Raw genomic sequence first — 23,303 nt, 5'->3', positions numbered from 1 at the left:
AACGGCAACGAATGGGACGAAGATGACGCGCAGCCGCGCCCAGGACCTGAACGTCTGCGGAGTGACCGCCGCGATCGCGGTGATCGACGGCAAGTGGAAGACGATCCTGCTCTGGCTTCTGGAATCGCACCCGTACCGGCCCGGCGAACTGCGCCGGCGGCTGCCCGGCCTCACCGAGAAGGTGCTGACTCAGACACTCCGGGAGATGGAGGCCGACGGACTCGTCCACCGGGAGGTGCACGATGTCCGGCCGCTGAAGACCGTGTACTCCCTGACCGAGTTCGGCCGGGAGCTGTCCGAAGCGTTGGCTCCGCTCTCCGACTGGGGCCACCGGCGCCTGGACAGGCTGGCCGAGTCCCAGCGGGTTTCCTGAGCCACGGCTACGCCTCCCTTCGCACCGGATTTCGACGGCCGCGCGACCGCCCATGACCATGGTTCCGGCCACCACATCCCGCGACAAGTACCCACAAAAAGGTGGCTATCGGCCATGAGGAGCATCGGGCGCGTCTCCCGCGGCCTCTTCAGGGGGCCGCGGGCCCGGAGGGTGGAGCGGCTGGCCGGCCGCCTGCATGACGCGTGGCGCGCGGGACGCCGGCTGCCGGGCGGCGGCTACGAGCCGCAGATCAGGACGACCGCCGATCGGGCCTGGGTGAGACGGCACGGCGCCGACCGGGTGGACATCGCCAACACCGGTTACCGGGATCTACCGGCCGACTGGCAACAGGAGAACCGGGAGTCGGCGATCGTCGCGGTCAGGCTGGTGACGGAGGGCCGCAGGCGCGGGGCCGACCTGTCGGGCGAGGAGTTCATGGAGTCCGCGAGCCACGCCGTGCACGAGGCATGGCTCGTACGCAACGGGCGGCGGGCGTCGCCGGAGCAGCGGCTGCCCTACCGCCTGCTACCCGAGGCGGAGAAGGAGAAGGACCGGCTCGTGGTGCGCCTGGCGCTTGAGCTCTGGTCGTGAACGCCGGACGGCGCTCCGGTCAGGACGAGATCCGGAGCGCCTCGGCGGCGACGGCGTGGCGCAGGTCGCGGATGCCCGGCCGGCCGCGTACGGGGTGAACGTTGTTGGTCAGCAGGACGACGGTCAGCGCCCGTTCGGGGTCGACGACGAGGGAGGTCCCGGTGAACCCGGAGTGGCCGTAGGCACGGCCGAGCGGCCCCACGGTGGCGGGGTCGCCGATGCGGACGCCGAGCCCGTGGTCGAACGCCGCCCCCGTGACGCCCTGGTCGCGGGTCATCTCCGCCACCGTGTCCGGGCGCAGGATCGGCCCGCCCCCGGTGCGCAGGGTCTCCCCGAAGCGGACCAGGTCGTCCGCCGTGGAGAACAGCCCGGCGTGGCCGGCGACCCCGCCGAGGCCGTACGCGGTCTCGTCGTGGACCTCGCCCCTGATGCAGCCGGGGCCGGGGCGGTCGGCCTGGTACTCGGTCGCGACGACGCGCGGGAGCAACTCGGCCGGGGGGCGGTAGCAGGTGCTCGTCAGGCCGAGCGGCCCGATGACACGGGTGCGTACGAGCTCGTCGAGGGGGGCTTCCCCGGCGATCTCGGCCACCCGGCCCGCCGTCACCATGCCGACGTCCGAGTAGACGTACCGCTCCCCGAGGGGGTGGTCCGGCCGGGTGGTGAGGATCAGCTCCATCCGCGCGGCGTGCGCGGCGGGGCCGTCGCCGGGGATCTCCTCGTGGGCCCGGCGGCTGGGCGGCAGGCCGGCCGTGTGGGTGAGCAGGTGCCGCAGCGTGGTCGCGCGGTGCCCTCCGTACGCCGCCGGGAGCCAGGTGGCGACCGGCTCGTCGAGCCTGAGGAGGCCGTCCTCCACCAGCGACAGGATGGCGGTGGTGGTGAACAGCTTGGTGATCGAGGCGAGGTCGAAGACCGCGTCGCGGCGGGCGGGCGGACGCTGGTCCAGGAGCGCCTCCGTAGCTCCTGAATAACGTACGGCCTCACCCGCCGCGGCAGCGGCGACGACAGCTCCGTCCACGGCGATCACGGCGACCGCCGCCGAGCAGGCGGTGGGGACGGCGTCCGCGAGAATTCCCCGCAGGCTCGCGTCCGGGCCGCCGGAGTCTCCCGGGTCAGGCACCGACCACTCCCCCGGACGCGGCCTGCCTGGCCGCCTCCAGCTGGTCGCCGTTGGCCTGCAGGAGCGCCCTGGCGTCGTCGGCCCCGAGGTCGTGCTCGATCATGAGCACGGCCGCCTTGACCTGCCAGCCCGCCGCCTCCAGGGCCGCGTGGGCGGTGTCCAGGCCCGCGCCGGTGATGTCGCCCACCATGCGGGCGGCCCGGTCGACGAGCTTGGAGTTGGCCGCGGAGACCTCGATCATCGAGTTCCCGTACGTCCGGCCGAGCCGGACCATCGCGATCGTGGAGATCATGTTCAGGACCAGCTTCGTCGCGGTCCCGGCCTTGAGGCGGGTCGACCCGGTCACGATCTCGGGCCCGACGACCACCTCGATCCGGTGCTCGGACGCCGCGGAGAGCGCCGAGTCCCGGTTGCAGGACAGCCCGGCGGTCAGCGCGCCCCTGCGGGCGGCCTCCCCGACGGCCCCGATCACGTACGGCGCCCGCCCGCTGGCGGAGACCCCCACGACGCTGTCGAGCGGGCCCACCTCCTTGCCGGCGATGGCCGCGGCTCCGGCGGCGGCGTCGTCTTCGGCTCCCTCGACCGAGCGGGTCAGCGCGGGCACGCCGCCCGCGATGATGCCCTGGACGAGCTCGGGGTCGGTGCCGAAGGTGGGCGGACATTCGGACGCGTCGAGCACGGCGAGGCGGCCGGAGGTCCCGGCGCCCACGTAGAAGAGTCGTCCCCCCTGCTTCATACGGGCGACGATCGCGTCGATGGCGGCCGAGATCTCCGGGATCGCCACGGCGACCGCCGCGGGGACCTTGGCGTCGGCCGCGTTCATGAGCCTGGCGACCTGTTCGGTGGGCAGTCGGTCGATCTCGCTGTAGCGCGGATCACTCTGCTCTGTGGACAGGTCGGCGAGTGGTTCAATCATCTCGTTCCATGTCGCTAATTTTCACCGGATGGTTCCATTATGCAAAGATTCTTCGGAGAATGAGATCATGTCACACGTACGAACCGGCGCCGAGCGGCTCGCGAACGATCCCGATCTCCTACGTGGGGGCCGGATCGGTCTCGTCACCAACCCGACCGGGGTTCTTCCCGATCTGACCCCGACCGCGGCGGCGCTGCAGGCGGCGGGGGTTCCACTGGCCGCGCTGTTCGGTCCCGAGCACGGGATCCGGGGCACGGCGCAGGCGGGTTTCGGCGAGGACACAGGTCGGGACCCGGCGACCGGGCTCCCGGTCCTCGACACGTACGGCAGGAGCGGCGAGGCCCTGGACGCGCTGGTGGCGGCCTCGGGCGTGGACACGCTCGTCTTCGACATCGCCGACGTGGGGACGCGCTTCTACACGTTCGTGTGGACGATGCACGACCTCATGGCGTCGGCGGCCCGGCTGGGGCTGCGCTTCGCGGTGCTCGATCGGCCCAACCCGCTGGGCGGCACCCGGGCCGAGGGCCCGGCGCTTGAGCCGTCCTGCGCGAGCTTCGTGGGCCGGGCGCCCCTCCCGGTGCGGCACGGCCTGACCCTGGGTGAGCTGGCACTGCTCTTCAACGAGTCGATCGGCGCCGACCTGACCGTGGTCGTGATGGAGGGCTGGCGGCGCTCCATGCGCTTCGCCGACACCGGTCTGCCGTGGATCATGCCGTCGGTGAACATGCCGACCCCGGACACCGCGCTGGTCTATCCGGGCACCGGCCTGGTCGAGGGCACGTCCGCGTCCGAGGGCCGGGGCACCACGCGGCCGTTCGAGCTGATCGGCGCGCCCTGGCTGGACGGCGGCTTCGCCGCCGGGCTGAACGGGCTCGGCCTGCCCGGCGTGCGGTTCCGCGACACCTGGTACACCCCGGCGTTCCACAAGCACGCCGGTGCGGCGGTACGCGGCGTCCAGGTGCACGTGCACGACGCCGAGGCGTTCCAGCCGGTGCTGACCGGGGTGTCGATCCTGCACCTGCTGCGCTCGCGGTGGCCGGAGCAGTTCGCCTGGACCACCGCCGACCCCGCCGGGACCGGCGTGGAGGGCGGCCGGCACTTCATCGACCTGCTGTGGGGCTCCCCGTCGCTGCGCGAGCGGACGGACGCGGGGGACGACCCCCGCGACCTGTGCCCCTCCCCCTGCCACCCGGAGGCCTGGTTGTACGGCGGGAAGCTGCTCTACCCGTGACATCCGGCCGTCACCGCAGGTCCCGGCGGTAGAGCCAGAAGACGCGCTCGGCCCGAGCCCCCACCGCTCCGGAGTAGAACCGCAGGGGGCCCACCCAGGAGATCTGCGCGCTCGCCAGGCCCGCCGCGCGCATCTCGGCCAGGCAGCGGCGCAACAGCACGCCGCCGACGCCGAGCCCGCGCGCCGCGGGGGCGGTGCCCATGGGGCCAAACCAGGCGGGCCTGGCCCCCCACGCGGCGAAGCCGATGATCTCGCCGTCGCGGGACGCGTAGTGGCAGCCGGTGGCCTGCTCGGCCTCCCAGGCCCAGCTCTCGTTCCACTCATCGCGGACGAACGCCGCCACGGCGGCCCGCTCGCCGGGACCCGCCGCGCGTACGGCGACGCCCTTGCCGGCCAGCCGCTCGACGTCGGCCGCGACAGCCCCCTCGTCGCAGGCGGCGCCGGACAGGTCGGCGGTCATGTTCCAGGCGACCTGCTCGCGCTCGTAGCCGAGGGACTCGAACAGGCAGGCGGCGGCCGTGTAGCGCACGTCGACGCCGGGCCAGGCGTAGCAGGGCGGGTTGCCGGCGACGCGGACCGTGGTGACGCCCTCGCCGCGCAGCCACTCCTGCGCCGCCTCGACCAGCGCCCGCCCGCGTCCGGCGCCCCGGGCTCCGGGGTGGACGGCGAGCAGGTCGATGTGCCCGACGGACGGGTCGCGGGTGGACACCGAGGTGAGGACGGCGCCGTCGAGGTCGGGGGTCGCGAGCGCGGTCCAGCGGCGGTCCGCCGGAGGCGCGGCGAGCCGGGCGACCAGCCGTGGCGCCTCGGCCGCGTCGAAGGCGAGCGCGGCCGCGGCCAGCTCACCGAGGGCCGCGACGTCCCCCGACGCGTCGCGGACGCCCAGGTTCCCGGTCACGCCTGAACCGCCGGGGTGGCGACGACGCTGCGGCGCCGCGGATGGAAGCAGGCATGTTCCTGCACCGTGCCGCCGTCGTGCCCGAGCACGGGCGTCTCGGCCTCGCAGCGGTCGGTGCGGAACGGGCAGCGGGGCGCGAAGAGGCAGCCCGTGTCCTTGCGGTTCGGGTCGATCGCCTCGGTGGGCGTCACACGCTCGGCACCGGGCACCTCCAGGCCGTGCAGCACCGGGATGGCCGACAGCAGCGACTGCGTGTACGGGTGGACCGGGTCGGCGATGACCGTCTCGACCGGGCCGCGCTCGACGACCTGGCCCCGGTAGATCACGTACAGCTCGCCGTCCAGGCCGATGTAGCGGGCGGTCGCCACGTCGTGCGTGATGAACAGCACGCTCACGCCGAGCCGGTCGCGCAGGTCCTTGAGCAGGGCCAGGATGCCGAGCCGCAGCGACACGTCGATCATCGAGGTGGCCTCGTCGGCGACGAGCATGTCGGGGTCGACGGTCAGCGCCCGGGCGATGACCACGCGCTGACGCATGCCTCCGGAGAGCTGGTGCGGATAGCGCGACAGCACGTAGCCCGGGTCGAGGCCGACGAGGCCGAGCAGCTCCTCGGCCCGCTCGTCGATCCACGAGCGGGGGCGGCCGGTCTGCTTGGCCCGCAGGGTCAGCGGCGCGTCCAGCGTCTGGTGGATGGTCCGCGCCGGGTTGAGCGCGGAGTACGGGTCCTGGTGGATGAGCTGGATCCGCCGGAAGTGCGACTGGCGCCGGCGGTGGCTCAGCGACGACATCGGGACGCCGTCGATGGCGATCTCGCCGGAGTCGTAGCTCTCCAGGCCGGCGAGGATGCGGCCGAGGGTGGTCTTGCCGCAGCCGGACTCGCCGATGAACGAGACCGCTCCGCCCTTCTCCATGGAGAAGTCGACGCCGCGCAGCGCCGGGACCTCCCGGGCGCCGAGCATGCTGCCGCGCTGCCGGAACGTCTTGGTGATGCCCTTGCCGGTGATCATGCCTGCTCCTCCCCTCTCGTGGGTCCCGTCGTGACGGTCTCCTTCTGCTCCCCCTCGCCGGCCGCCGTGTGGCAGGCCACGACGCGCGGTCCGATGGTGAGGACGGGCGGCTCGCCGGTCTCGCACACGTCCATGCGGACGGCGCAGCGCTCGCGGAACACGCACCCGTCGGGCGGGATGGTGCTCAGCGTCGGCGGGCGGCCGGGCAGCGCCCTGGCCTCGTCGATGTCGCCGACCAGGCGCGGGATCGCCTGGAGCAGGCCCCGCGTGTACGGGTGCTTGGGCGCGCCCAGCACCTCCCTGGTCGGGCCCTGCTCGACCAGGCGACCGCCGTACATGACGGCGAGCCGGTCGGCGATCTCGGCGACGACGCCGAGGTCGTGGGTGATGACGAGCGTGGTGAGACCGCGCTCCTCGTGGACCTCGCGGATGATCCGCAGGATGGTCGCCTGGGTGATCATGTCGAGCGCCGTGGTGGGCTCGTCCAGGACGACGACGTGGGCGTTGAGCACCAGCGCGAGCATGATGCCGACACGCTGGCGCATGCCGCCGGACAGCTCGTGCTGGTAGGAGTCGAGGACCCGCGCCCCGTCCAGGCCCATCCGGTCGAGGAGGCTCCTCGCCTCCTTGACCAGGCCGGGCAGGTCGTCGACGTCGTGCGAGCGCCCCAGGTCGAGGAGCTGCTTGCCGATCGTCTTGAGCGGGTTGAGCGAGTTCTGCGCGGCCTGGAAGACGTAGCCGACGTGCCGGCCGCGCGTCTTGCGCAGGTCTTCGCCGCCCAGGGTCACGACGTCGCCGAGGCCGTCGATGTCCACGCTTCCCGACCTGATCCGGCCGGGCGGCTGCACCGCGTTGAGCAACGACAGCGCCAGGGTGGACTTGCCGGAGCCGGACTCGCCGACCACGCCGGTGATCGTCCCGGGTACGAGCTCCAGGTCGACGCCCCGGACGGCGGGCAGTTCGCCCGCGCCGGTGCGGTAGACGACGGACAGGTCGTTGATGCGGACGCCCGGCGCCCTCTTGTCAGTTACGGACACCGGTCACTCCTCACGCAGGCGGGGGTTGAAGATCTCGTCCATGGCGTCGACGACCAGCACGATGCCCAGGGTGAGCAGCAGGATCGCCAGCAGCGGCGCCAGAAGGTACGGCAGGGCCGCGGTCGTGGTCAGCGCGCCGCCCCCGAAAACGGCGAGGTTGAGCATCACGCCCCAGTTGTTGGCCTCGAACGGCAGCACGCCGAGGAAGAAGAGGCCGACCTGCGCGTACACGGCTCCGGTCACCGCGATGAGCATGTTCATCGCGATGTACGGGGCCATGCTGGGCAGCAGCTCCCTGCCGATGATGTGCGGCGTGGACAGGCCGAGTCCCCTGGCGGCCTCCACGAAGCCGCGCTCGCGCAGCGAGAGGGTCTGGGAGCGCACCGCGCGGGCCACGCCGCCCCAGCCGAGCAGGCCGAGCACGAGGCCCATCTCGATGGCGCTGGTGAACTTCCAGACCGTGGACAGCACCAGCATCAGTGGCAGGCCGGGGATCGTCAGCTTCATGTCGGTGATCCGCATGAGGACGCTGTCCCAGCGTCCGCGCCTGAACCCGGCGAACAGCCCGATGCCCGCGCCGAGCACGACCGTGATCACCGCGGTGACCAGGCCGGTCAGCAGGACGTACCGCGATCCGGTGACGACCAGCGCGAGCACGTCGGTGCCCTCGAAGTCGGTGCCGAACGGGTGCGCCCAGCTCGGCGGCGCGTAGAGCGCCGACGTGTCGCGCGGCAGCCGGTCCGGATAGAGCATCGGCCCGAAGACGCCCATGAACGCGAACCCGGCCATGATGACCGCACCGACCATCCGGCTGGGCTTGCGCTTCATGACCCGCCAGACGCCGCGCCAGAAGTTGCGGCGCAGGTTCGCCGAGGCGCTGCGCGCCTCCGGCATGATCGTGGTCGCGGTCATGCCGCCTCACCTCCGCTTCTGACCCGGGGGTCGATGACGGTGTACAGCAGGTCGGCCACGATGTTCGCGACGATGATCGCAGCCGTGATGAGCAGGAACGCGCCGCCCATAAGGGCGAAGTCGCGTCCGGTGATGCTGTCGATGAGCATCAGCCCGAGACCCGGATAGTTGAAGATCCGCTCGATGAAGATGGCCCCGCCGAACAGCATGCCCAGCGACAGCGCGAGGATCGTGAACAGAGGCAGGATCGCGTTGCGCGCGATGTACCTGAAGATGATCGAGCGCTTCATCCCGCGCAGCTCGGCGGCGAGGATGAAGTCGTCGCCGAGCACGGTGACCACACTGGACTTCATGGCCAGGATCCAGCCGCCGTAGCTGGACAGCGCGTACGTCACGATGGGCAGCGTGGCGTGCTGGATCAGCGAGCCGATGTAGCCGGCGTTGAAGCCCGGCTCGAACATGATGTCGGCGGTTCCTCCCGCGGGGAGGATGGGGATCAGCGTGGTGAAGATCGCCGCGAGCAGCAGCGCCAGCACGTACTGCGGCAGGCCGTGCAGCAGCGATCCGGAGATCGCGAGCAGGTCGCCGAGCTTGCCCTGGCGCTTGATCGCGGCGTAGACCCCGAGGATGATGCCGACCAGGAAGCTCAGCAGGGTCCCGGCGAGCACCGGGATCAGCGTCCACTTGGCCGCGGACATGAGAACGGTCCCCACGCCGGTGCCCGGCACGTTCAGCGACTGGCCGAGGTCGAAGTGGGCCAGTCCCTTCATGTAGTCGAGGTACTGCTCCCACATGCTGCCGGTCGGCATGAAGCCGTACAGGACGTTGACCGCCTGCTGGGCCGCCTCGGGCGACATGCCCTGCTCGACGAGCTTCTCGTACTTGGCCGCCATGGGGTCACCGGGAATGTTCCTGATGATCAGGAAGCTGATCGTGGTGACCACCAGGATCATGACGAGCCCGCGGGCCAGGTGGCCCGCGAGTCGTCGTGCGACAGCGATTACCCCGGAACGTCCCGGGACCCCGATGAGCGTCATGAACCTACTTCTTCTTGATCATTCCGAGCTGGAGCCACACGCCGGAGGTCTGCCGGAGCAGATCGCTCTCGTTCTCCGGGAAGCCGGTGAACCGGTTCGTGTTGATGAACTGCGTGTTGACGTAGTCCCACAGCTGGATAACGGGCAGGTCCTGGTTGGCCGCCTTGGCGAGCTGGCCGACGATGGCCTTCTGCTCGGCCTCGGGCGCGGAGTTCAGCTTGGCGGTGAGCTCGCCGGGGTTGATCTTCCCGACCCCCTTGACGTCGATGGTCTCGGGGCTACCCATCCAGTTGCCGTCCTTGCCCGGGGCGGAGTGCTTGATCTTGCCGCCCAGGTTGGCCCAACCATTCGAGGCGCCGTAGAGGCGCTGGTAGATGTTGTACGGCGCGGGGCCGAGGGCCACGAGCCAGAAGCCGACGTCGTACTTGCCCGCCGACAGCTCCGAAAGGTAGAGCGGGTAGTCGGCGGTGGTGAGCACCTCGGCGCTCACGCCCGCCTCGTTGAGCTGGCTGGTCACGGCCTTGGCCGCGGACACCCAGTCGGAGAACGGCGCCGGCACGTTGATCGTGAACTTCCACGGCTTCCCGTCGGGGAGCGTCCACTTTCCGCCGGTCTTCTTCAGGCCGGCTTCCTTGAACTCCTTCTCCGCCTTGGCCGCGTCGAGCTTGTACGGCTCGAGCTGGCCGAGTTCGGCGCCCAGCCACTCCTCCGCGGGCTTCTGGTGGATGCCCGTGGTGGTCAGCGCCGGGGTGCCGCCCTCGGGAGAGGCGATCTTGGTGACCTCGTCCCTGTTGATCAGGTAAGCGAGTCCCCTGCGCACGTGGATGTTGTCGTAGGGCTTCTTCGACTGGTTGAACGCCATGGCGACCGAGACGGGCGAGAAGCCCTTGACGACCGCGTTTCCAGGCGTCTGGCCGATCCGCTTCATCACGTCGGCCGGCACCGCGGTGAACGGCGCGTTGTCGAGCTTACCCGAAATCAGGTAGTTCCAGATCTGCTCGTTACCGGTGTAGTTGAGCAGCTTGACCTGGTCGGGGCCGACCTTGGCCACGTTGTAGAAGTTCTTGTTCTTGACGAGGAGCGCCTCACCCGGGTTCATCCGCTCCAGGACGTACGGCCCGGCGGAGACGTCCTTGGCCGGCGCGAAGGCGAGCACCTTCTCCGACTGGGCGGTGATCTCGGCGCGGGCCTTCTCGGCCTCGGCGCCCTCACCGCGGGCGGCCTTGAGGGTGTCCCAGAAGTTGGCGGGGACCGCGTCCTTCCAGATGTGCGCGGGCACGACAAAGCTGTCCATTACGCCACGGACGAACGTCACGGCGGGGTTGGACATGTCCTGGGAGATCTTCACCGTGTGGTCGTCGACGACCTCCACGTCGGAGGCCGCGCCGGCCGCGCCGGGGTCCAGCGAGAACGCGGTGCTGCCCTGCGTGTACGCGAGGGCGATGGAGAGCTTGACATCCTCGGCGGTGACGGGCTTGCCGTCGGACCACTTGTTGTTCGGCTGCAGGTGCAGCGTGATCGAGGAGTTGTCGGGCGCGATGTCCCAGCTCGCGGCGATGCCGGGATAGAACTGGTTCGGGTCGGTCAGAGTGTTCTTGGCCCACCCGAGCTTCATCGCGTTGAAGCCCTTGAACTGGTTGCCCTTGGGGTGCCACGGGTTGATCGGCCCGTTGACGTCGAGGCCGGGCTTGTCCCCGTCGATGGTGGTGTAGAGGCCACCGCCGGAGGCTGAGCTTCCACCCGTACTGGTGCTGCTGCACGCCGTCACAGTGACGGCGGCAAGGCTGAGCAACGACACAACCGCTGCTACACGCTTCATGGACCGCTCCGTGGGGGTCTTTATATCGGGGCTGGACAGTCGGAACTTTTTCCGGACTTTATGGTGAAGCGGCGATGACGTCAATTATCTCCACAAGCCGTGAAGCTTCTGTAACTTTCCTTCATCGCGTCACACGCGAAACCGATCGCCAGACCCTGAAGTCCATGGTCAGGAGAATGCCGCGCGGAACGCCCGGGCGAGGTCGAGCAGGTGGTCGTCGTCCCGGGCGGTGAGCTGGAGGTCGAGCAGGACCTCGTCCGCGCCCGCCTCGGCCGCCGCGGCCAGGTAGTCCGAAATCTGCGCCACGGTCCCCATGCCGGGGACGTGCGCCTCCGGCGCGGGCGCGTCCGTGACGATCGGGTTGGCCCGCAGCACCATGCGCAGGGCCTCGGGATCGCGTCCCGCGTCCTCCGCGGCCCGGCGGATCGCGGCCCACATCCCGGTCTGGACCGGGATCGGCAGGGCGGCGCCGAGCCAGCCGTCGGCCCGGCGACCGACGCGCTCAAGTGCGCTAGAAGCGAAACCGGCCAGGTAGATCGGCATCCCGCCGGGCGGTTTGGGGAAGACGCGGCTCGGCGGGACCTGCCACCGCTCGTCGGCGTAGCTGACCGGGTCGTCGGTCCAGGCGGCGTGCAGCAGGTCGAGCGTGGCGTCGAGCCGCTCCCCGCGCGACTTCCACGGCACGCCCACGGCCGCGTACTCGTCGGAGGACCAGCCGAGCCCGAAGCCCGCGATCATCCGGCCCCCGCTCAGCGCGTCGATCGTGGTCAGCGAGCGGGCCAGCAGCATCGGCGGGTACCAGCAGGCGTTCAGCGTGCTGGTACCGAGCCGTACCCGCCGGGTGGCCGCGGCGGCCACGGAGAGCACGGCGAACGGGTCGAGGAAGACCATGTGCTCGGCGGGGATCGTCCCTCCACCGCCGGGATAGCGGTCGCGCGGATGGAGCGGGGTGAGCAGCCGGTCCCCCACCCATAGACTGGCGAAGCCGAGCTCCTCGGCCTCTCGTGCCACCCGCCGCACGGACTCCAGTGAGGCGAACCGCCCGTACTGCGCCAGCGCCAGACCGAGCTCCATCCGCAACCTCCAACTGTTCCGAGAGGCTGACGATCCCGAGAGAATCCAACCCGGGACGCGTCCGGCAAATCAAGCCTTCGCCGGCCCTGCTTTCAGTCCTGTTCGTGCGGATCGCCGACGATGGCGCGCAGGGCCGCGACGTGCGCGTGGTAGGCGGCGCGGCCTGACTTCGTGAGGGACAGCCACACCCGCTGACGGGTGTCGCGCACGGCCTTGGTCTGCTCGACGTACCCGGCCTCCATCAACACGCTGACATGCTTGCTCAGCACCGAGGCGCTGACCTGCAGCCGCTCCTGCACCACGCCGAACTCGACCTTCTCGGCCGCCCCCAGCAGGGCGCAGATCCGCAGCCGGTTGGGCGCGTGGATGGTGGCGTCGAAGCCGCCGGCGGCCCGGTCGTCAGCCGTGTCGGTGAACTTCATGCCGATGCCCGTGCCCGTTCCCGCGCCCGCCGGTTGTGGAGGAGGCCGTAGCCGATCGTCCAGCAGGCGCCGGTGACGGCGATGACCACCCAGACCACCGGGCCCCACCGGTCGTCGAGGAGCTGGCCGGCGATCCAGAGCAGGAGCAGCGGCGCCGCGAGGACCAGCTGCTGGCGCATCGTGAGCTCCCGCGGCGCGACGCCGGACCTGTCGACCTGCTTGTTGTAGACGCGCTCGATCGCCAGATAGCCGATGACCAGGGCGACGATCAGTGCGAGGCTGACGATCTCGTGCAGCGCCTGGAGCATCAGGACGCCGCCCACCAGCAGGCCGAGCGTGGGAAAGAACCACGCGGGGATCGGGGTGTATCCGGCGGAACGGGCCTGCTGCACGGCCTTCAGCGCGGCGGCGGCCTCTTCGGGGGAGGGACGTAACGCGTCCTTGTCTCTTTCCATACTGGAAAGACTCCCCCCGACTTTCCAGTCCGTCAACAGTCGAATTTCCGGTACGGAAAGTCGGCGGCGAAGCCGCCGCGCGCCTTCGGGCTCAGGCCTCGGCACGACATCGCCCGCTCGCCGGCCACGCTCGCGTGTCTGCGCCCTCGCCACGGACGTCACGACCCGGCTGGACGGAAGGCGGCAGTCAGGGGCGCCCGGCCGGCGAAACGTCCAGCATCGTTTGCGAACCGCGGACGAATCGGCACGATGCGGAGGCATGGACGACAGAAATCTCAACAACCGCCGGTTCGTGATGGTCAGCTCGACCGCGAGCGAGGTGGACCCGGACGCGCCGACCGAGTTCGTCTACCTCGAGGAGGACGGCATCGTCTGGGGCAGCTACTTCGGCGACACGGTGGTCCACGGGCACTTCGTCGGCAGCCGGGACGACGACCGCCTGGAGATCACCTACATCCACCACCTCAAGAAGGGCGGGCACGCGGGCGGCCGGAGCACCAGCCGGATCGAGACCCGCCCCGACGGGCTGCTGCACCTCGTCGAGGAGTTCCAGTTCGAGGGCGACGACAGGACCCACGTCAGCGTGTGCGCCGAGGTCCGCTGACCCCGCACGTCCCCGTCGGGGGCGCTAGCCCTTGTCCCGCTGCAGCCCGGCCCGGCCCTCGGAGACGCCCTCGAAACGCATCTTGCCCAGCGGCACCCCGTCACCCGACGCCTCGGGTGCGGGCCGCCGCGGGGCGGACCGCCGGTCGGTCGGCAGGATGTACGGCCGCTTGATCACCTCGTCGAGGATGAAGACGGTCTCGGTGGCCTTGACCGCCGGGATGTTCGCCAGGCGCTCGGTCACCAGGCTGTGCACGGCGGCGACGTCGGTCATCCGCACCTGGATCATGGCGTCGTGCTGGCCCGTGGTGATCGCGCAGTACTCCACCTCGGGCATCTGGGCGAGCTGGGCGCGGAACTGGCGCCACATCTGCTGCCGCACGGTCACGAAGATCAGCGCGGTGATGCCGAGGCCGGCCCGGACATGGTCGATCTCGGCGGTGAAGCCCTTGATCGCCCCTTCGGCGCGCAGCGCCTCGAACCGGGTGTAGGCGTTCGCGCGGGAGATGCCGACCCGGTCAGCGAGGGCGGAGACGGAGATCCGGCCGTTCTCCCGCAGCACCTCAAGGATCTTGAGATGTGTCGAGTCGAGTTCCAGGCCGATGCCGATACGTCCAGAAGGAGTGGTCCCAGGCGTCGGGTAGCTTGACATTTCGGTCACGGCAGTTTCCCCCTCATCAGATTTGTCTCAGCATCCCGGCACACGCTGGACTTTCTGTCGGACACTCCTGCACCATCATCGACTAAACGTCTCACATGGCACATTTTCGGAGGATACAGATATGGCGCTCCGTTCGCGGCGCCGGCGGGCGACCACCGCCCTGCTGCCGGTCGTGCTCACCGGTGCTCTCGCCCTCGCCGCGTGCTCCAGCGGCGGCTCGTCCGCCACGCAGGGGCAGAGCAGCGCGGGCAAGACCCTCGTGATCGACACATCCTTCGATCTCAAGACGGCCGACCCGGGCCGCACGTACGAGCCGACCGGTCTGGTCATGGACAAGGCGACCTACGACACGCTCCTCACCTTCGAGGGCGCGGACGTCACCAAGCCGGTCCCGTCCCTCGCCGAGTCGTACGAGATGTCATCCGACGGCAAGGAGCTCACGCTCAAGCTGCGCAAGGACGCCACGTTCGCCGACGGCTCCCCCGTCACCGCCGACGACGTCCTCTTCTCGCTGACCCGCGTGCGCGACATGAAGGGCACCCCGTCGTTCCTGCTCGACGGCGTCGAGGTGGCCAAGACCGACGAAAGCACGATCACGCTGACGTCGAAGGCGCCCAACCCGGCGCTGCCGTACATCCTGCCGAACCCGGCGCTGGGCATCCTCAACTCCAAGGTCGCCAAGGAGAACGGCGCGACCACTGGTCCGGACGACAAGGCCGAGCAGTACCTCAACTCCGCCTCGGCCGGCTCCGGGCCGTACACGATCGAGTCGTTCAACGTGAGCAGCCAGGTGGTGCTCAAGAAGAACGACAAGTACTGGGGCGCCAAGAAGCCGTTCTACGACAAGGTCGTCCTGCGCAACGTCGAGTCGGCGACGCAGAAGCTCAACGTGCAGCGCGGCGACAGCCAGGTCGCGCTGAACCTGTCCGGCGACCAGGTGGCCGGCATGGGCGGCGGGCTCCAGGTCCAGCGGACCACCTCGGCGTACGTGTTCTTCCTGCTGGCCAACCAGGACTCGGGCGTCAGCAAGGTCACCTCCAACCCCAAGTTCGTCGAGGCGCTGCGCAAGGGCGTCGATTACACCGGCCTGCTGGAGCTGGCCGGTGAGGGCTCGACCCAGGCGGCGGGCATCATCCCGTCGATGTTCCTCGGCGCGCTCCCGGCCGACCAGGCCACCAAGCGCGACGTCGAGGGCGCGAAGGCGGCGCTCAAGGAGAGCGGCGTGGCCAACCCCACGGTCAAGCTGGAGTACCCGAGCGAGCTGACCGTCAACGGCCTGTCCTTCCAGCCGCTGGCCGAGCGCATCCAGGCCAACCTCAAGGAGGTCGGCATCACCGTGGAGATCGCGCCCGCGCCGGTCACCACGGCCCTGGACAACTACCGCAACGGCAAGGAGGAGCTCGGCCTCTGGTACTGGGGCCCGGACTTCCCCGACCCCAGCAACTACCTGTCGTTCCTGCCGGGCAAGCTGGTCGGCCTGCGCGCCGGCTGGAAGGCGGACTCGGACAAGGAGCTGGAGGCCGCGGGCGAGAAGGCCGCCGCCGCGGTGACCGACGACGACCGCAAGCAGGCGTACACCGACGTGCAGACGAAGCTCAACGCGTCCGGGCCGTTCATCCCGCTGATCCAGCCGGGCCAGAACATCGTGACGGCCGGGTCCGTCACCGGCCTGCAGTACCACCCCGTGTGGACGATCAATGTCGCCGACCTCGGCGCCAAGTAAGGACCGCGCGGGCGGCGCGGCCCCGGACAGCCGGAAGGCTGTCCGGGGCCGCGCCTCACGCCGGCATCCGTTCGCCCGCTTCCTGGTCCGCAGGATCGTCACGGCGCTGCTGCTCGCCCTGGGCATCACGCTCGTCACGTTCATCCTGACGAACCTCGTCCCCGGCGACCCGGCCGCGGCCAACCTGGGCCAGCGCGCCATCGGCGACCCGGCGATCGTCGCGCAGTGGCGCGCGGACCACGGACTGGACAAGCCGCTGCCCCAGCAGTACCTGGTGCACCTGTCCGGCGTGCTGCACGGGGATCTCGGGCAGAGCCAGCAGAGCCACCGCCCGGTGGCCGACGACCTGGCCGAGTTCGTGCCCGCGACGCTGGAACTGGCCGGCGCGGCCATCCTGATCTCGCTGGTCCTCGGTGTCGGCTTCGGCGTGGTCGCCGCGCTGCGCCGGGACCGCCTGGCCGACCACATCCTGCGTGTGACCAGCCTGTTCGGCATCTCGGTGCCGACGTTCTGGCTCGCCCTCGTCGCGTTCTACGTCTTCTTCTACCGGCTGCAGATCACGCCGGGCAGCGGCCGGATCGACCCCGGCATGACGCCGCCGCCGCACGCCACCGGCCTGTACACGGTCGACGCCGCGCTGTCGGGCCAGTGGGACGTGTTCGCCTCGGCGGCCGGCCACCTGGTCACCCCGGCGCTGGTCCTCGCGCTGTACACGATCGGCCTGCTCACCCGGTTCACCCGCTCGGCGGTGCTGGAGGTGCTCGGCCAGGACTACGTCCGCGCGGCCCGCGCCAAGGGCCTGCCCAGCCGGGTCATCCTGTTCCGGTACGTCCTGCGCCCGGCGCTGGTCCCGGTCATCACGGTCGCGGGCCTCGCCTTCGGCAGCCTGCTGTCCGGCACCGTGCTCGTCGAGGCGATCTTCGCCTGGCCCGGCGTCGGCCAGTACGCCTACAAGAGCGCGACCTCCCTGGACCTGCCCGCCATCATGGGCGTCGGCCTCGTGGTGGGCGTGGTCTACCTCGTCATCAACCTGATCGTGGACGTTCTGTACGGCGTCATCGACCCGAGAGTGAGACTGTCGTGAGACGACGGCAGACGGCGCCGCGGACAGGGGGGCTGATCCGGCGGCTGCCCGAGGCGTGGCGGCGCCCGCTGGCGATCACCGGCGGCGTGGTGGCCATCGCCTGGATCGTGATCGCGCTGGCCGCGCCGGTGCTCGCCCCCCACGACCCGCTCGCCCAGGAGCTGCCCCGGCTGGCCCCGCCCGGCCCCGGCCACTGGTTCGGCACCGACCAACTCGGCCGCGACATCCTCAGTCGCGTGCTGTACGGCGCCAGGGTGTCGATCCCGCTGACGCTGCTGCTGGTGGCGATGTCGGTGCTGATCGGCGGCCTGCTCGGCGCCTGCGCCGGATATTTCGGCAAATGGGTGGACGAGACGATCATGCGGCTGGCGGACCTCGTGTTCGCCTTCCCCACGATCATCCTCGCCATGGTGGTGGCCGCCGCGCTCGGCGCGAGCCTCGGCAACGCCGTGCTGGCCGTACTCGTCGTCGCCTGGCCCGCCTACGCCCGAGTGACGCGCGGCCTGGTGCTCGGCATCCGTGAGCGGGAGTTCGTGGTGAGCGGCCGGCTGCTCGGCTTCTCGGCCTGGCGTTCGCTGCGCGTGGACGTTCTGCCCAACGTCACCGGTCCCGTCATGGTGCTGGCGACGCTCGACATCGGCACCGCGCTGTTGCTGCTGTCCGGCCTGTCCTTCCTGGGCCTCGGCGCCAAGCCGCCGTCGCCCGAGTGGGGCGCGATGGTCGCCTCCGGCGTGGAGGTCTTCGACAGCTGGTGGGTGGCGACCTTCCCCGGTCTCGCCATCCTGACCGTGGTGCTCGCGTTCAACTTCCTCGGGGACACGCTGCGCGACGCGCTCGACCCCCGTACCGCCCGCGCCATCAAGGAGCGTGCCATTTGAGCGAGCGACACGAGACGGCCGCGGGCGACGGCGTCCTCGCCATCGAGGGGCTCACCGTCGCCATCGGCGGCAAGGAGATCCTGCGCGGCGTCGACCTCACGCTGGAGCCGGGCCGGGTCCACGGCCTGGCCGGCGAGAGCGGCTCCGGCAAGACCATGACCGGCCTGGCCGTGCTCGGCCTGCTGCCGCACGGGGCCCGCGCGTCGGGCCGGATCGCGCTGGCCGGGCGCGACCTGCTGTCCCTGCCTCCCAAGCAGCTCAACGCCGTACGGGGGGCCGAGGTCGCCATGGTCTTCCAGGACCCGGCGACCAGCCTGCACCCCATGCTGACGATCGGGCGGCAGCTCACCGAGCACATGCGCCACCACCTGCGGCTGAGCCGGGGCGAGGCGCGGGAGCGGGCGATCGACCTGATGCGCAAGGTCCGCATTCCCGGGCCGGAGGAGGCGATCGGCCGCTACCCGCACCAGTTCTCCGGCGGCATGCGACAGCGCATCGCGATCGCGGTGGCGCTCGCCTGCGCGCCCAAGGTGCTCATCGCGGACGAGCCGACGACGGCGCTCGACGTGACCGTCCAGGCGGGCATCCTGCGGCTGCTGCGCGGGCTGTGCGACGACCTCGGCCTGGCCGTGCTGCTGGTCACCCACGACCTCGGCGTGATGTCGGCGGTCGCGGACGAGGTGAGCGTGATGAAGGACGGCCTGATGGTGGAGACGGGGCCGCGCGGCCAGGTGCTGGTCGAGCCGCGCCACGCGTACACGCGGGCGCTGCTCGAATCGCTGCCCGAGAACGCCGGGAACGCGGCGGCCGCGACCGCCGGGGCCGAACCGTCCGAAGGAGAGCCGGCATGACACTGCTGAAGGTGGACGACCTGGTCGTCGAGCACCGCACGCCCGGCCGCCCCGTGGTGCGGGCCGTCGCCGGGGCCAGCCTGAGCGTGGCCGCCGGAGAGGTGGTCGGCCTGGTCGGCGAGTCCGGGTGCGGCAAGTCGACACTGGCCCGCACGGTGTGCGGGATCGGCCGCCCGGCCTCGGGGACCGTCTCGTTCCAGGGCCGCCCGGTGACGCCGCTCGGCCTGCGCCGCAGGGACTCGTCCCTGACCGGCATCCAGATGGTCTTCCAGGACCCGTACGCGTCGCTGAACCCGCGGCGGCGGGTGGGCGACCAGATCGCCGACGGACTGCGCACGGCGGCCGACACCTCGACCACGCCGGCCGACCTGCTCGACCGCGTCGGGCTGCCGCGCGAGTTCGCCACGCGGTACCCGCACGAGTTCTCCGGCGGCCAGCGCCAGCGGATCGCGATCGCCCGGGCCCTGGCCGCCCGGCCGTCCCTGCTGATCGGCGACGAGCCGATCTCGGCGCTCGACGCGTCGGCTCAGGCGCAGGTCGCCCGCCTGATGCGCGACCTCGCGGTCGAGTCGGGCGCCGGGCTGCTCTTCATCAGCCACGACCTGTCCGTGGTACGGCTGATCGCCGACCGGATCGCGGTGATGTATCTGGGCAAGATCGTGGAGACCGGCCGGACCGACGAGGTCTGGGCCGACCCGCGGCACCCGTACACGCGGGCGCTGCTCGGCGCGATCCCGGCTCCGGACGGGGCCGGGGTGCTCCCGGCGGAGCTCCCGGGGGACGTGCCCGACCCGGCCTCGCCTCCGGCCGGCTGCCGGTTCCACCCCCGCTGCCCGAAGGTGATGGACGTCTGCAGGGAGCGCGAGCCCGAGTTCGGGCCGGTCGCCTGCTGGCTGCACGAGCCCGCCTGACCGGTTCTCCCGGTCGGGCGGGGCCTGATGACCAAAGTCCCGGCGGCGCGGGGGCCGTCGGCACTGGTCTCCCCGGCGGATACGGCGAAGTCTGGCCCTGTACGAGATCCGTCTATCTCGAGGAGGCCAACGATGCTCTCGCCCCTGGCGTCCGATCTCGGCGTTCAGTACCTTCTGGTGGCGGCTGAGCAGGCCCCGTCCGTGCTCAACACCCAGCCGTGGCGCCTGCGGACCTCCGGGCACGACCTGGCCGAGCTGCTGTGCGACCCGAGCCGCAGGCTGCGGGTGAGCGACCCCAGGGGCCGTTCGATGCATCTGAGCTGCGGCGCCGCATTGTTCAACCTCCGGCTGGCGGTCAGGGTCGGCGGCCACCGCCCGACGGTGTCGCTGCTGCCCGATCCGGACGAGCCCGAGCTGCTCGCCTCGATCCGGATGACCGATTCGACGCCGGCCAACGCGACGGAGCGCGCCCTCTACTCGGCGATCCGGGTGCGCCGGACCAACCGCGAGCCGTTCGAGGACCGGATGATCCCGCCCTCGGTCATGGCCGGCCTGCGCATCGCGGCCACCCGCGAGGGCGCGAACCTGCTCCCCCTGGACGGCGCGGCGGCGAACGAGCTCCTCGAACAGGTCGCGCTGGCCGACGACGAGATCGAGCGGGACAAGAGCTACCTCGCCGAACTGGCGGCGTGGACGGCCGGGCGCGCGCTGTTCGACGGCGTCCCGCGCCACGTGCACGGGCCGCGCGCGGACCGCGACCCGGCGCCGGTGCGCGACTTCGGACTGGGCCACCGGGGACGGGACCGCCGGGTGGAGCGCTTCGAGTCACACCCGCAGCTCGCCGTGCTCACCACCCGGGGCGACCGGCCGGTCGACTGGCTGCACGCGGGCCAGGCACTGCAGCGGGTGCTCCTCATGGCCACCTGCCACGGGATCTCCGCATCGTTCCTCAACCAGCCGCTCGACCTGCGTGACATGCGCCGCCGTACGGACCCGAGGCACGCGCGCGGGCACGCGCAGATGATCATCAGGCTGGGGTACGGGCCGGTGGTGCCGCGCGCTCCGCGCCGCCCGGCGGGCGAGCTGCTGCTCCAGGAGCGGCGCGGGCGCGACCGCCTGATGCCGCTGCTGCGCCTCTAGCGGGCCTCCAGGGGCTCCGGGGCCGTCAGCTCTGGGGAATCACCGCGACGGGGCAGCGCGCGTCGTGCAGCACGGCCTGGGTGACCAGGCCGAGCGTCACCCTCGCCGGCTCGCGGTGCCCGCGGTTGCCGATGACGACCAGCGCGGCCTCCTTGCTCTCCGACACCAGGGCCTCGGCCGCCGGCCGCTCCGCGAACGAGGTGGAGACCCGCACCTGCGGATACTTCTCGCACCAGGGCGCCACGATCCGCTGGAACCGGGCGCCCACCTCGCGGGGCGGCCCCTCGTCCTCCGCCCAGGCGTGTACGGCCAGCAGCTCGGCATGGCGCAGCGACGCCTCCTCCATGGCGAAGCCGAGCACCCTGCCGCCCAGCGGCGAGTCGTCCACGCCGACGACGACGGGGCCGGAGGCCGCGCCCGGCTCGCCGATGAGGATCACCGGGCAGGGCGCGTGCCCGGCGACCTGGACGGCGGTGGAGCCCATCTTGAGCCGCTCGAAGCCGCCCGTCCCCCGCGTGCCGAGGAGGATCAGCTCTTCGGCCGCCGCATCGGTGAGCAGGACCGACGCCGGCGACCCCTGCTCCAGCCGGCCCCGGACCTCCAGGCGCGGCGCCATCGTGGTGGCCAGGGTGACGCCCTTGCCGAGGGTGTGCTCGGCCGAGAGCCGTACGGTCTCGACGATCGACGGGTCGCTCGGCTTGACCTGGAACGGCCACTGCCAGGCGTGGGTCACCACCAGGGGCGCGTACCGCAGCAGCGCCTCGCGCACCCCGAGGCGCAGGGCCGTCTCGCTGAGCGCCGATCCGTCGTATCCGACCACCACGGGCCGCTGGTCGGCTCGCATGCCGTCTCCTCTCGTCGCGCGCTCCGCCGGGCCCCGGCTCAGCCGGACCGGCGCAGGAGTGCCAGCCGGATCATCCGGGCCATGTCCTGGGCGGTGACCATGCCGGTGATCTGTCCCCCCTCGGTGACGACGGCGGCCAGCGGGCCGAGGGCCGGGCGTTCGAGCAGCACGATCGCCTCGGCGTCGGGGCCGACCACCCGCTCGGGCGCCAGCGGCCGGGCCAGGTCGCCCAGACGGGTGGAGCCGCGCCGGGCGGGCGGCACGGCGGCCAGTTCCTCCAGCGTGACAGATCCGACGGGCTCACCCCCGAACGCGACCACGGGGAACACCGTCTGGTGCGATCGGGACGCGACGCTGGAGACGAACTCCCCGACGTCGAGCCAGGCCGGGGCGAGGTCGGGCAGCGGGGTCATCACGTCCTTGATCCGGACGCCTTCGAGCCCCTCGCGCGCCGAGCGCGCGGTCATCTCGGTGCCCGCCGCGCCGGCCAGGAACCATCCGATGATCATGAGCCAGAGGCCGCCCGCCCACGTGGTGAACAGGACCTCGGCCACGCCCGCGGCGATCAGCAGGAGCCCGAGTCCCTGCCCGGCCCGCGCGGCGGCCCGGTCGGCCCGGAAGCGGTCGCCGGTGCGCCACCACACCACGGCGTGCAGCACCCGGCCGCCGTCGAGCGGCGCGCCGGGGAGCATGTTGAAGACCCCGAGCAGCAGGTTCATCAGCGCCAGCCACATGAGGGCGGACATCACCAGGCGCGGCCCGGGCGCGTACACGGCCACGACGAAGGCGATCCCCCCGACGGCCAGGCTGGTCAGCGGGCCGACCAGGGAGATCTCCAGCTCGCCGCGCGGCGTCCGCGCCTCGCCCTCCATCTGCGTGACGCCGCCGAAGAGCCACAGCGTGATCGACCGCACGGGGATGGCCCGCCACCGGGCGACCAGCGCGTGCGCCAGCTCGTGGGCCAGCAGCGAGGCGAAGAACAGCACGGCGGTCACCACGGCGAGCACCCAGTACAACCTGGGAGCCTGGCCGGGCACCGCGCCGGGCAGCACGGCGCCGGCGAGACTGACCGCGATCAGCGCCGCGATCACCAGCACCGACCAGTGGACGCCCACCGGGATCCCGGCGATCCGCCCGAGCCGCAGACTCTGCTTCATACTTCCACCATCCGCCCGAACGGCCGGTCCCGGCAGGGACGTCTCGTCCCTTTCGCCGAGGACTTTCGACTGCCCGTGGCGGGGCGGATGTAACCGATCAGCCGGCGGTGGCGGCCTCGGTCAGCCGCACGCCGTTCGCGTCGCGTCTCGGTAGCGGCCGGGGGTGATCCCGAAACAGCGGACGAACCAGCGGGTGAGGTGGCTCTGGTCGGCGAACCCCGCCTCGGCCGCCGAGTTGCTGCGGCTGGCGGGTCTGGCGGTCCACGGCGGCAGGAACGACGTGGACAAGGTGCTCAAGGGGCTGCCGCTGCACCCCTGACGCCGTTCCGGCGCGGCCGCCCGGCTGTCGGGCTGTCGGGCTGAGACTCAGCCGATGTCCATCCACATCAGCAGGAGCAGGCCGAGGATGTGGCCAAGGATCACGAAGACGACCAGGAAGATGAAGATGAACTTGGCCGGGCCGTGCTCGAAGTACTTGCCCTTCTCGACGAGGGGCGGCCGCTGCGCCTGGCGCTCGGCGATCCGCTCTTCGAGACTCTTCCGCCGCAAAGGGGCCACGACC

The 23,303-nt window shown here is 71.4% G+C and carries 26 protein-coding genes; 11 read left to right on the top strand and 15 right to left on the bottom strand.

The features are described 5' to 3' along the window. Window positions 1-22: 22 nt before the first annotated feature. Both ACQP1V_RS20050 and ACQP1V_RS20045 read left to right on the top strand, forming a co-directional pair. Window positions 23-373 carry a winged helix-turn-helix transcriptional regulator gene (locus ACQP1V_RS20050; RefSeq protein WP_433425212.1) on the top strand — a complete coding sequence of 117 codons (351 nt, stop codon included), beginning with the start codon at window positions 23-25 and terminating at the stop codon, window positions 371-373. Between the two features lie 114 nt (window positions 374-487). Continuing rightward, window positions 488-964, top strand: coding sequence for a hypothetical protein (locus tag ACQP1V_RS20045; RefSeq protein ID WP_433425210.1), 477 nt, complete (start codon window positions 488-490; stop codon window positions 962-964). A gap of 19 nt (window positions 965-983) precedes the next feature. Here ACQP1V_RS20045 and ACQP1V_RS20040 read toward each other — a convergent pair whose 3' ends face one another. Next, the gene (locus ACQP1V_RS20040) at window positions 984-2,081 is read right to left on the bottom strand and encodes a serine hydrolase domain-containing protein (RefSeq protein WP_433425208.1); all 1,098 of its coding nucleotides are present in this window, start codon (window positions 2,079-2,081) and stop codon (window positions 984-986) included. Continuing rightward, window positions 2,074-2,997: an N-acetylmuramic acid 6-phosphate etherase gene (gene murQ, locus ACQP1V_RS20035; RefSeq protein ID WP_433425206.1), complete on the bottom strand. Its 924-nt coding sequence runs from the start codon at window positions 2,995-2,997 to the stop codon at window positions 2,074-2,076. The genes ACQP1V_RS20040 and murQ overlap by 8 nt, the downstream gene beginning before the upstream one ends. A gap of 67 nt (window positions 2,998-3,064) precedes the next feature. Here murQ and ACQP1V_RS20030 point away from each other — a divergent pair, with 67 nt between their 5' ends. Beyond that, on the top strand, window positions 3,065-4,228 hold the full coding sequence (locus ACQP1V_RS20030) for an exo-beta-N-acetylmuramidase NamZ family protein (RefSeq protein WP_433425204.1): 1,164 nt from the start codon (window positions 3,065-3,067) through the stop codon (window positions 4,226-4,228). Window positions 4,229-4,238: 10 nt separating this feature from the next. On the opposite strand, the gene ACQP1V_RS20025 is transcribed toward ACQP1V_RS20030, so the two are convergent. From ACQP1V_RS20025 to ACQP1V_RS19985, 9 genes are all read right to left on the bottom strand, one after another. Further along, on the bottom strand, window positions 4,239-5,126 hold the full coding sequence (locus tag ACQP1V_RS20025; RefSeq protein WP_433425202.1) for a GNAT family N-acetyltransferase: 888 nt from the start codon (window positions 5,124-5,126) through the stop codon (window positions 4,239-4,241). Next, the gene (locus ACQP1V_RS20020; RefSeq protein WP_433425200.1) at window positions 5,123-6,133 is read right to left on the bottom strand and encodes an ABC transporter ATP-binding protein; all 1,011 of its coding nucleotides are present in this window, start codon (window positions 6,131-6,133) and stop codon (window positions 5,123-5,125) included. Before ACQP1V_RS20020 ends, ACQP1V_RS20025 begins: the two co-directional genes overlap by 4 nt. After that, window positions 6,130-7,170 (bottom strand): ABC transporter ATP-binding protein, encoded by a 1,041-nt coding sequence (locus ACQP1V_RS20015; RefSeq protein WP_433425198.1) that lies wholly within the window; start codon window positions 7,168-7,170, stop codon window positions 6,130-6,132. Before ACQP1V_RS20015 ends, ACQP1V_RS20020 begins: the two co-directional genes overlap by 4 nt. 3 nt (window positions 7,171-7,173) lie before the next feature. Next, a complete protein-coding gene (locus ACQP1V_RS20010; protein WP_387415967.1) occupies window positions 7,174-8,082 on the bottom strand; it encodes an ABC transporter permease in 909 nt (302 codons plus the stop codon). After that, window positions 8,079-9,119 carry an ABC transporter permease gene (locus tag ACQP1V_RS20005; RefSeq protein WP_387415966.1) on the bottom strand — a complete coding sequence of 347 codons (1,041 nt, stop codon included), beginning with the start codon at window positions 9,117-9,119 and terminating at the stop codon, window positions 8,079-8,081. The genes ACQP1V_RS20010 and ACQP1V_RS20005 overlap by 4 nt, the downstream gene beginning before the upstream one ends. A 4-nt stretch (window positions 9,120-9,123) precedes the next feature. Beyond that, window positions 9,124-10,938, bottom strand: coding sequence for an ABC transporter substrate-binding protein (locus tag ACQP1V_RS20000; RefSeq protein WP_433425195.1), 1,815 nt, complete (start codon window positions 10,936-10,938; stop codon window positions 9,124-9,126). 168 nt (window positions 10,939-11,106) lie between these two features. After that, window positions 11,107-12,012, bottom strand: coding sequence for a TIGR03619 family F420-dependent LLM class oxidoreductase (locus tag ACQP1V_RS19995; RefSeq protein ID WP_433425192.1), 906 nt, complete (start codon window positions 12,010-12,012; stop codon window positions 11,107-11,109). A 92-nt stretch (window positions 12,013-12,104) separates the two neighbouring features. After that, complete coding sequence (locus tag ACQP1V_RS19990) at window positions 12,105-12,434, bottom strand: transcriptional regulator (RefSeq protein ID WP_387415963.1); 330 nt, start codon at window positions 12,432-12,434, stop codon at window positions 12,105-12,107. Next, entirely contained in the window at window positions 12,431-12,889 is a 459-nt protein-coding gene (locus ACQP1V_RS19985) for a hypothetical protein (RefSeq protein WP_433425190.1), read from the bottom strand. Before ACQP1V_RS19985 ends, ACQP1V_RS19990 begins: the two co-directional genes overlap by 4 nt. 259 nt (window positions 12,890-13,148) lie before the next feature. Here ACQP1V_RS19985 and ACQP1V_RS19980 point away from each other — a divergent pair, with 259 nt between their 5' ends. After that, complete coding sequence (locus ACQP1V_RS19980) at window positions 13,149-13,493, top strand: hypothetical protein (protein WP_433425188.1); 345 nt, start codon at window positions 13,149-13,151, stop codon at window positions 13,491-13,493. Between the two features lie 24 nt (window positions 13,494-13,517). On the opposite strand, the gene ACQP1V_RS19975 is transcribed toward ACQP1V_RS19980, so the two are convergent. Beyond that, a complete protein-coding gene (locus ACQP1V_RS19975) occupies window positions 13,518-14,144 on the bottom strand; it encodes an Lrp/AsnC family transcriptional regulator (protein ID WP_387415995.1) in 627 nt (208 codons plus the stop codon). 130 nt (window positions 14,145-14,274) lie between these two features. On the opposite strand from ACQP1V_RS19975, the gene ACQP1V_RS19970 reads away from it, so the two are divergent. The 6 genes from ACQP1V_RS19970 to ACQP1V_RS19945 all read left to right on the top strand — a co-directional run bounded on the left by ACQP1V_RS19970 (window position 14,275) and on the right by ACQP1V_RS19945 (window position 20,740). Further along, complete coding sequence (locus ACQP1V_RS19970) at window positions 14,275-15,876, top strand: ABC transporter substrate-binding protein (RefSeq protein WP_433425186.1); 1,602 nt, start codon at window positions 14,275-14,277, stop codon at window positions 15,874-15,876. Further along, the gene (locus ACQP1V_RS19965) at window positions 15,851-16,960 is read left to right on the top strand and encodes an ABC transporter permease (RefSeq protein WP_433425185.1); all 1,110 of its coding nucleotides are present in this window, start codon (window positions 15,851-15,853) and stop codon (window positions 16,958-16,960) included. Before ACQP1V_RS19970 ends, ACQP1V_RS19965 begins: the two co-directional genes overlap by 26 nt. After that, the gene (locus tag ACQP1V_RS19960; protein ID WP_433425183.1) at window positions 16,957-17,838 is read left to right on the top strand and encodes an ABC transporter permease; all 882 of its coding nucleotides are present in this window, start codon (window positions 16,957-16,959) and stop codon (window positions 17,836-17,838) included. Before ACQP1V_RS19965 ends, ACQP1V_RS19960 begins: the two co-directional genes overlap by 4 nt. Then, window positions 17,835-18,689, top strand: coding sequence for an ABC transporter ATP-binding protein (locus tag ACQP1V_RS19955; RefSeq protein ID WP_433425182.1), 855 nt, complete (start codon window positions 17,835-17,837; stop codon window positions 18,687-18,689). Before ACQP1V_RS19960 ends, ACQP1V_RS19955 begins: the two co-directional genes overlap by 4 nt. Further along, window positions 18,686-19,600 (top strand): oligopeptide/dipeptide ABC transporter ATP-binding protein, encoded by a 915-nt coding sequence (locus ACQP1V_RS19950; RefSeq protein ID WP_387415956.1) that lies wholly within the window; start codon window positions 18,686-18,688, stop codon window positions 19,598-19,600. The genes ACQP1V_RS19955 and ACQP1V_RS19950 overlap by 4 nt, the downstream gene beginning before the upstream one ends. A 132-nt stretch (window positions 19,601-19,732) precedes the next feature. After that, window positions 19,733-20,740: an Acg family FMN-binding oxidoreductase gene (locus ACQP1V_RS19945; protein ID WP_067126549.1), complete on the top strand. Its 1,008-nt coding sequence runs from the start codon at window positions 19,733-19,735 to the stop codon at window positions 20,738-20,740. Window positions 20,741-20,765: 25 nt separating this feature from the next. Here ACQP1V_RS19945 and ACQP1V_RS19940 read toward each other — a convergent pair whose 3' ends face one another. Both ACQP1V_RS19940 and ACQP1V_RS19935 read right to left on the bottom strand, forming a co-directional pair. After that, window positions 20,766-21,584 (bottom strand): universal stress protein, encoded by an 819-nt coding sequence (locus ACQP1V_RS19940; RefSeq protein ID WP_433425180.1) that lies wholly within the window; start codon window positions 21,582-21,584, stop codon window positions 20,766-20,768. Window positions 21,585-21,622: 38 nt separating this feature from the next. Continuing rightward, window positions 21,623-22,741 carry a site-2 protease family protein gene (locus ACQP1V_RS19935; RefSeq protein WP_433425178.1) on the bottom strand — a complete coding sequence of 373 codons (1,119 nt, stop codon included), beginning with the start codon at window positions 22,739-22,741 and terminating at the stop codon, window positions 21,623-21,625. A gap of 163 nt (window positions 22,742-22,904) precedes the next feature. On the opposite strand from ACQP1V_RS19935, the gene ACQP1V_RS19930 reads away from it, so the two are divergent. Further along, the gene (locus ACQP1V_RS19930) at window positions 22,905-23,060 is read left to right on the top strand and encodes a hypothetical protein (RefSeq protein WP_433425177.1); all 156 of its coding nucleotides are present in this window, start codon (window positions 22,905-22,907) and stop codon (window positions 23,058-23,060) included. A 47-nt stretch (window positions 23,061-23,107) separates the two neighbouring features. On the opposite strand, the gene ACQP1V_RS19925 is transcribed toward ACQP1V_RS19930, so the two are convergent. Continuing rightward, a complete protein-coding gene (locus ACQP1V_RS19925) occupies window positions 23,108-23,299 on the bottom strand; it encodes a hypothetical protein (RefSeq protein WP_433425175.1) in 192 nt (63 codons plus the stop codon). Window positions 23,300-23,303 lie beyond the last annotated feature (4 nt).

Origin of the sequence: Microtetraspora malaysiensis (assembly GCF_050947145.1) — a bacterium.
Taxonomy (GTDB): domain Bacteria; phylum Actinomycetota; class Actinomycetes; order Streptosporangiales; family Streptosporangiaceae; genus Microtetraspora_A; species Microtetraspora_A malaysiensis.
This window is presented reverse-complemented; position numbering and strand designations above follow the sequence as displayed.

Coding starts and splice junctions, on each gene's coding strand:
- ACQP1V_RS20030 (WP_433425204.1), top strand. CDS start 3,065: ATGTCACACGTACGAACCGGCGCCGAGCGGCTCGCGAACGATCCCGAT.
- ACQP1V_RS19935 (WP_433425178.1), bottom strand. CDS start 22,741: ATGAAGCAGAGTCTGCGGCTCGGGCGGATCGCCGGGATCCCGGTGGGC.
- ACQP1V_RS20005 (WP_387415966.1), bottom strand. CDS start 9,119: ATGACGCTCATCGGGGTCCCGGGACGTTCCGGGGTAATCGCTGTCGCA.
- ACQP1V_RS20000 (WP_433425195.1), bottom strand. CDS start 10,938: ATGAAGCGTGTAGCAGCGGTTGTGTCGTTGCTCAGCCTTGCCGCCGTC.
- ACQP1V_RS19945 (WP_067126549.1), top strand. CDS start 19,733: ATGCTCTCGCCCCTGGCGTCCGATCTCGGCGTTCAGTACCTTCTGGTG.
- ACQP1V_RS19940 (WP_433425180.1), bottom strand. CDS start 21,584: ATGCGAGCCGACCAGCGGCCCGTGGTGGTCGGATACGACGGATCGGCG.
- ACQP1V_RS19995 (WP_433425192.1), bottom strand. CDS start 12,012: ATGGAGCTCGGTCTGGCGCTGGCGCAGTACGGGCGGTTCGCCTCACTG.
- murQ (WP_433425206.1), bottom strand. CDS start 2,997: ATGATTGAACCACTCGCCGACCTGTCCACAGAGCAGAGTGATCCGCGC.
- ACQP1V_RS20020 (WP_433425200.1), bottom strand. CDS start 6,133: ATGATCACCGGCAAGGGCATCACCAAGACGTTCCGGCAGCGCGGCAGC.
- ACQP1V_RS19985 (WP_433425190.1), bottom strand. CDS start 12,889: ATGGAAAGAGACAAGGACGCGTTACGTCCCTCCCCCGAAGAGGCCGCC.
- ACQP1V_RS20045 (WP_433425210.1), top strand. CDS start 488: ATGAGGAGCATCGGGCGCGTCTCCCGCGGCCTCTTCAGGGGGCCGCGG.
- ACQP1V_RS19965 (WP_433425185.1), top strand. CDS start 15,851: ATGTCGCCGACCTCGGCGCCAAGTAAGGACCGCGCGGGCGGCGCGGCC.
- ACQP1V_RS19950 (WP_387415956.1), top strand. CDS start 18,686: ATGACACTGCTGAAGGTGGACGACCTGGTCGTCGAGCACCGCACGCCC.
- ACQP1V_RS20050 (WP_433425212.1), top strand. CDS start 23: ATGACGCGCAGCCGCGCCCAGGACCTGAACGTCTGCGGAGTGACCGCC.
- ACQP1V_RS20010 (WP_387415967.1), bottom strand. CDS start 8,082: ATGACCGCGACCACGATCATGCCGGAGGCGCGCAGCGCCTCGGCGAAC.
- ACQP1V_RS19975 (WP_387415995.1), bottom strand. CDS start 14,144: ATGTCAAGCTACCCGACGCCTGGGACCACTCCTTCTGGACGTATCGGC.
- ACQP1V_RS19970 (WP_433425186.1), top strand. CDS start 14,275: ATGGCGCTCCGTTCGCGGCGCCGGCGGGCGACCACCGCCCTGCTGCCG.
- ACQP1V_RS19990 (WP_387415963.1), bottom strand. CDS start 12,434: ATGAAGTTCACCGACACGGCTGACGACCGGGCCGCCGGCGGCTTCGAC.
- ACQP1V_RS19980 (WP_433425188.1), top strand. CDS start 13,149: ATGGACGACAGAAATCTCAACAACCGCCGGTTCGTGATGGTCAGCTCG.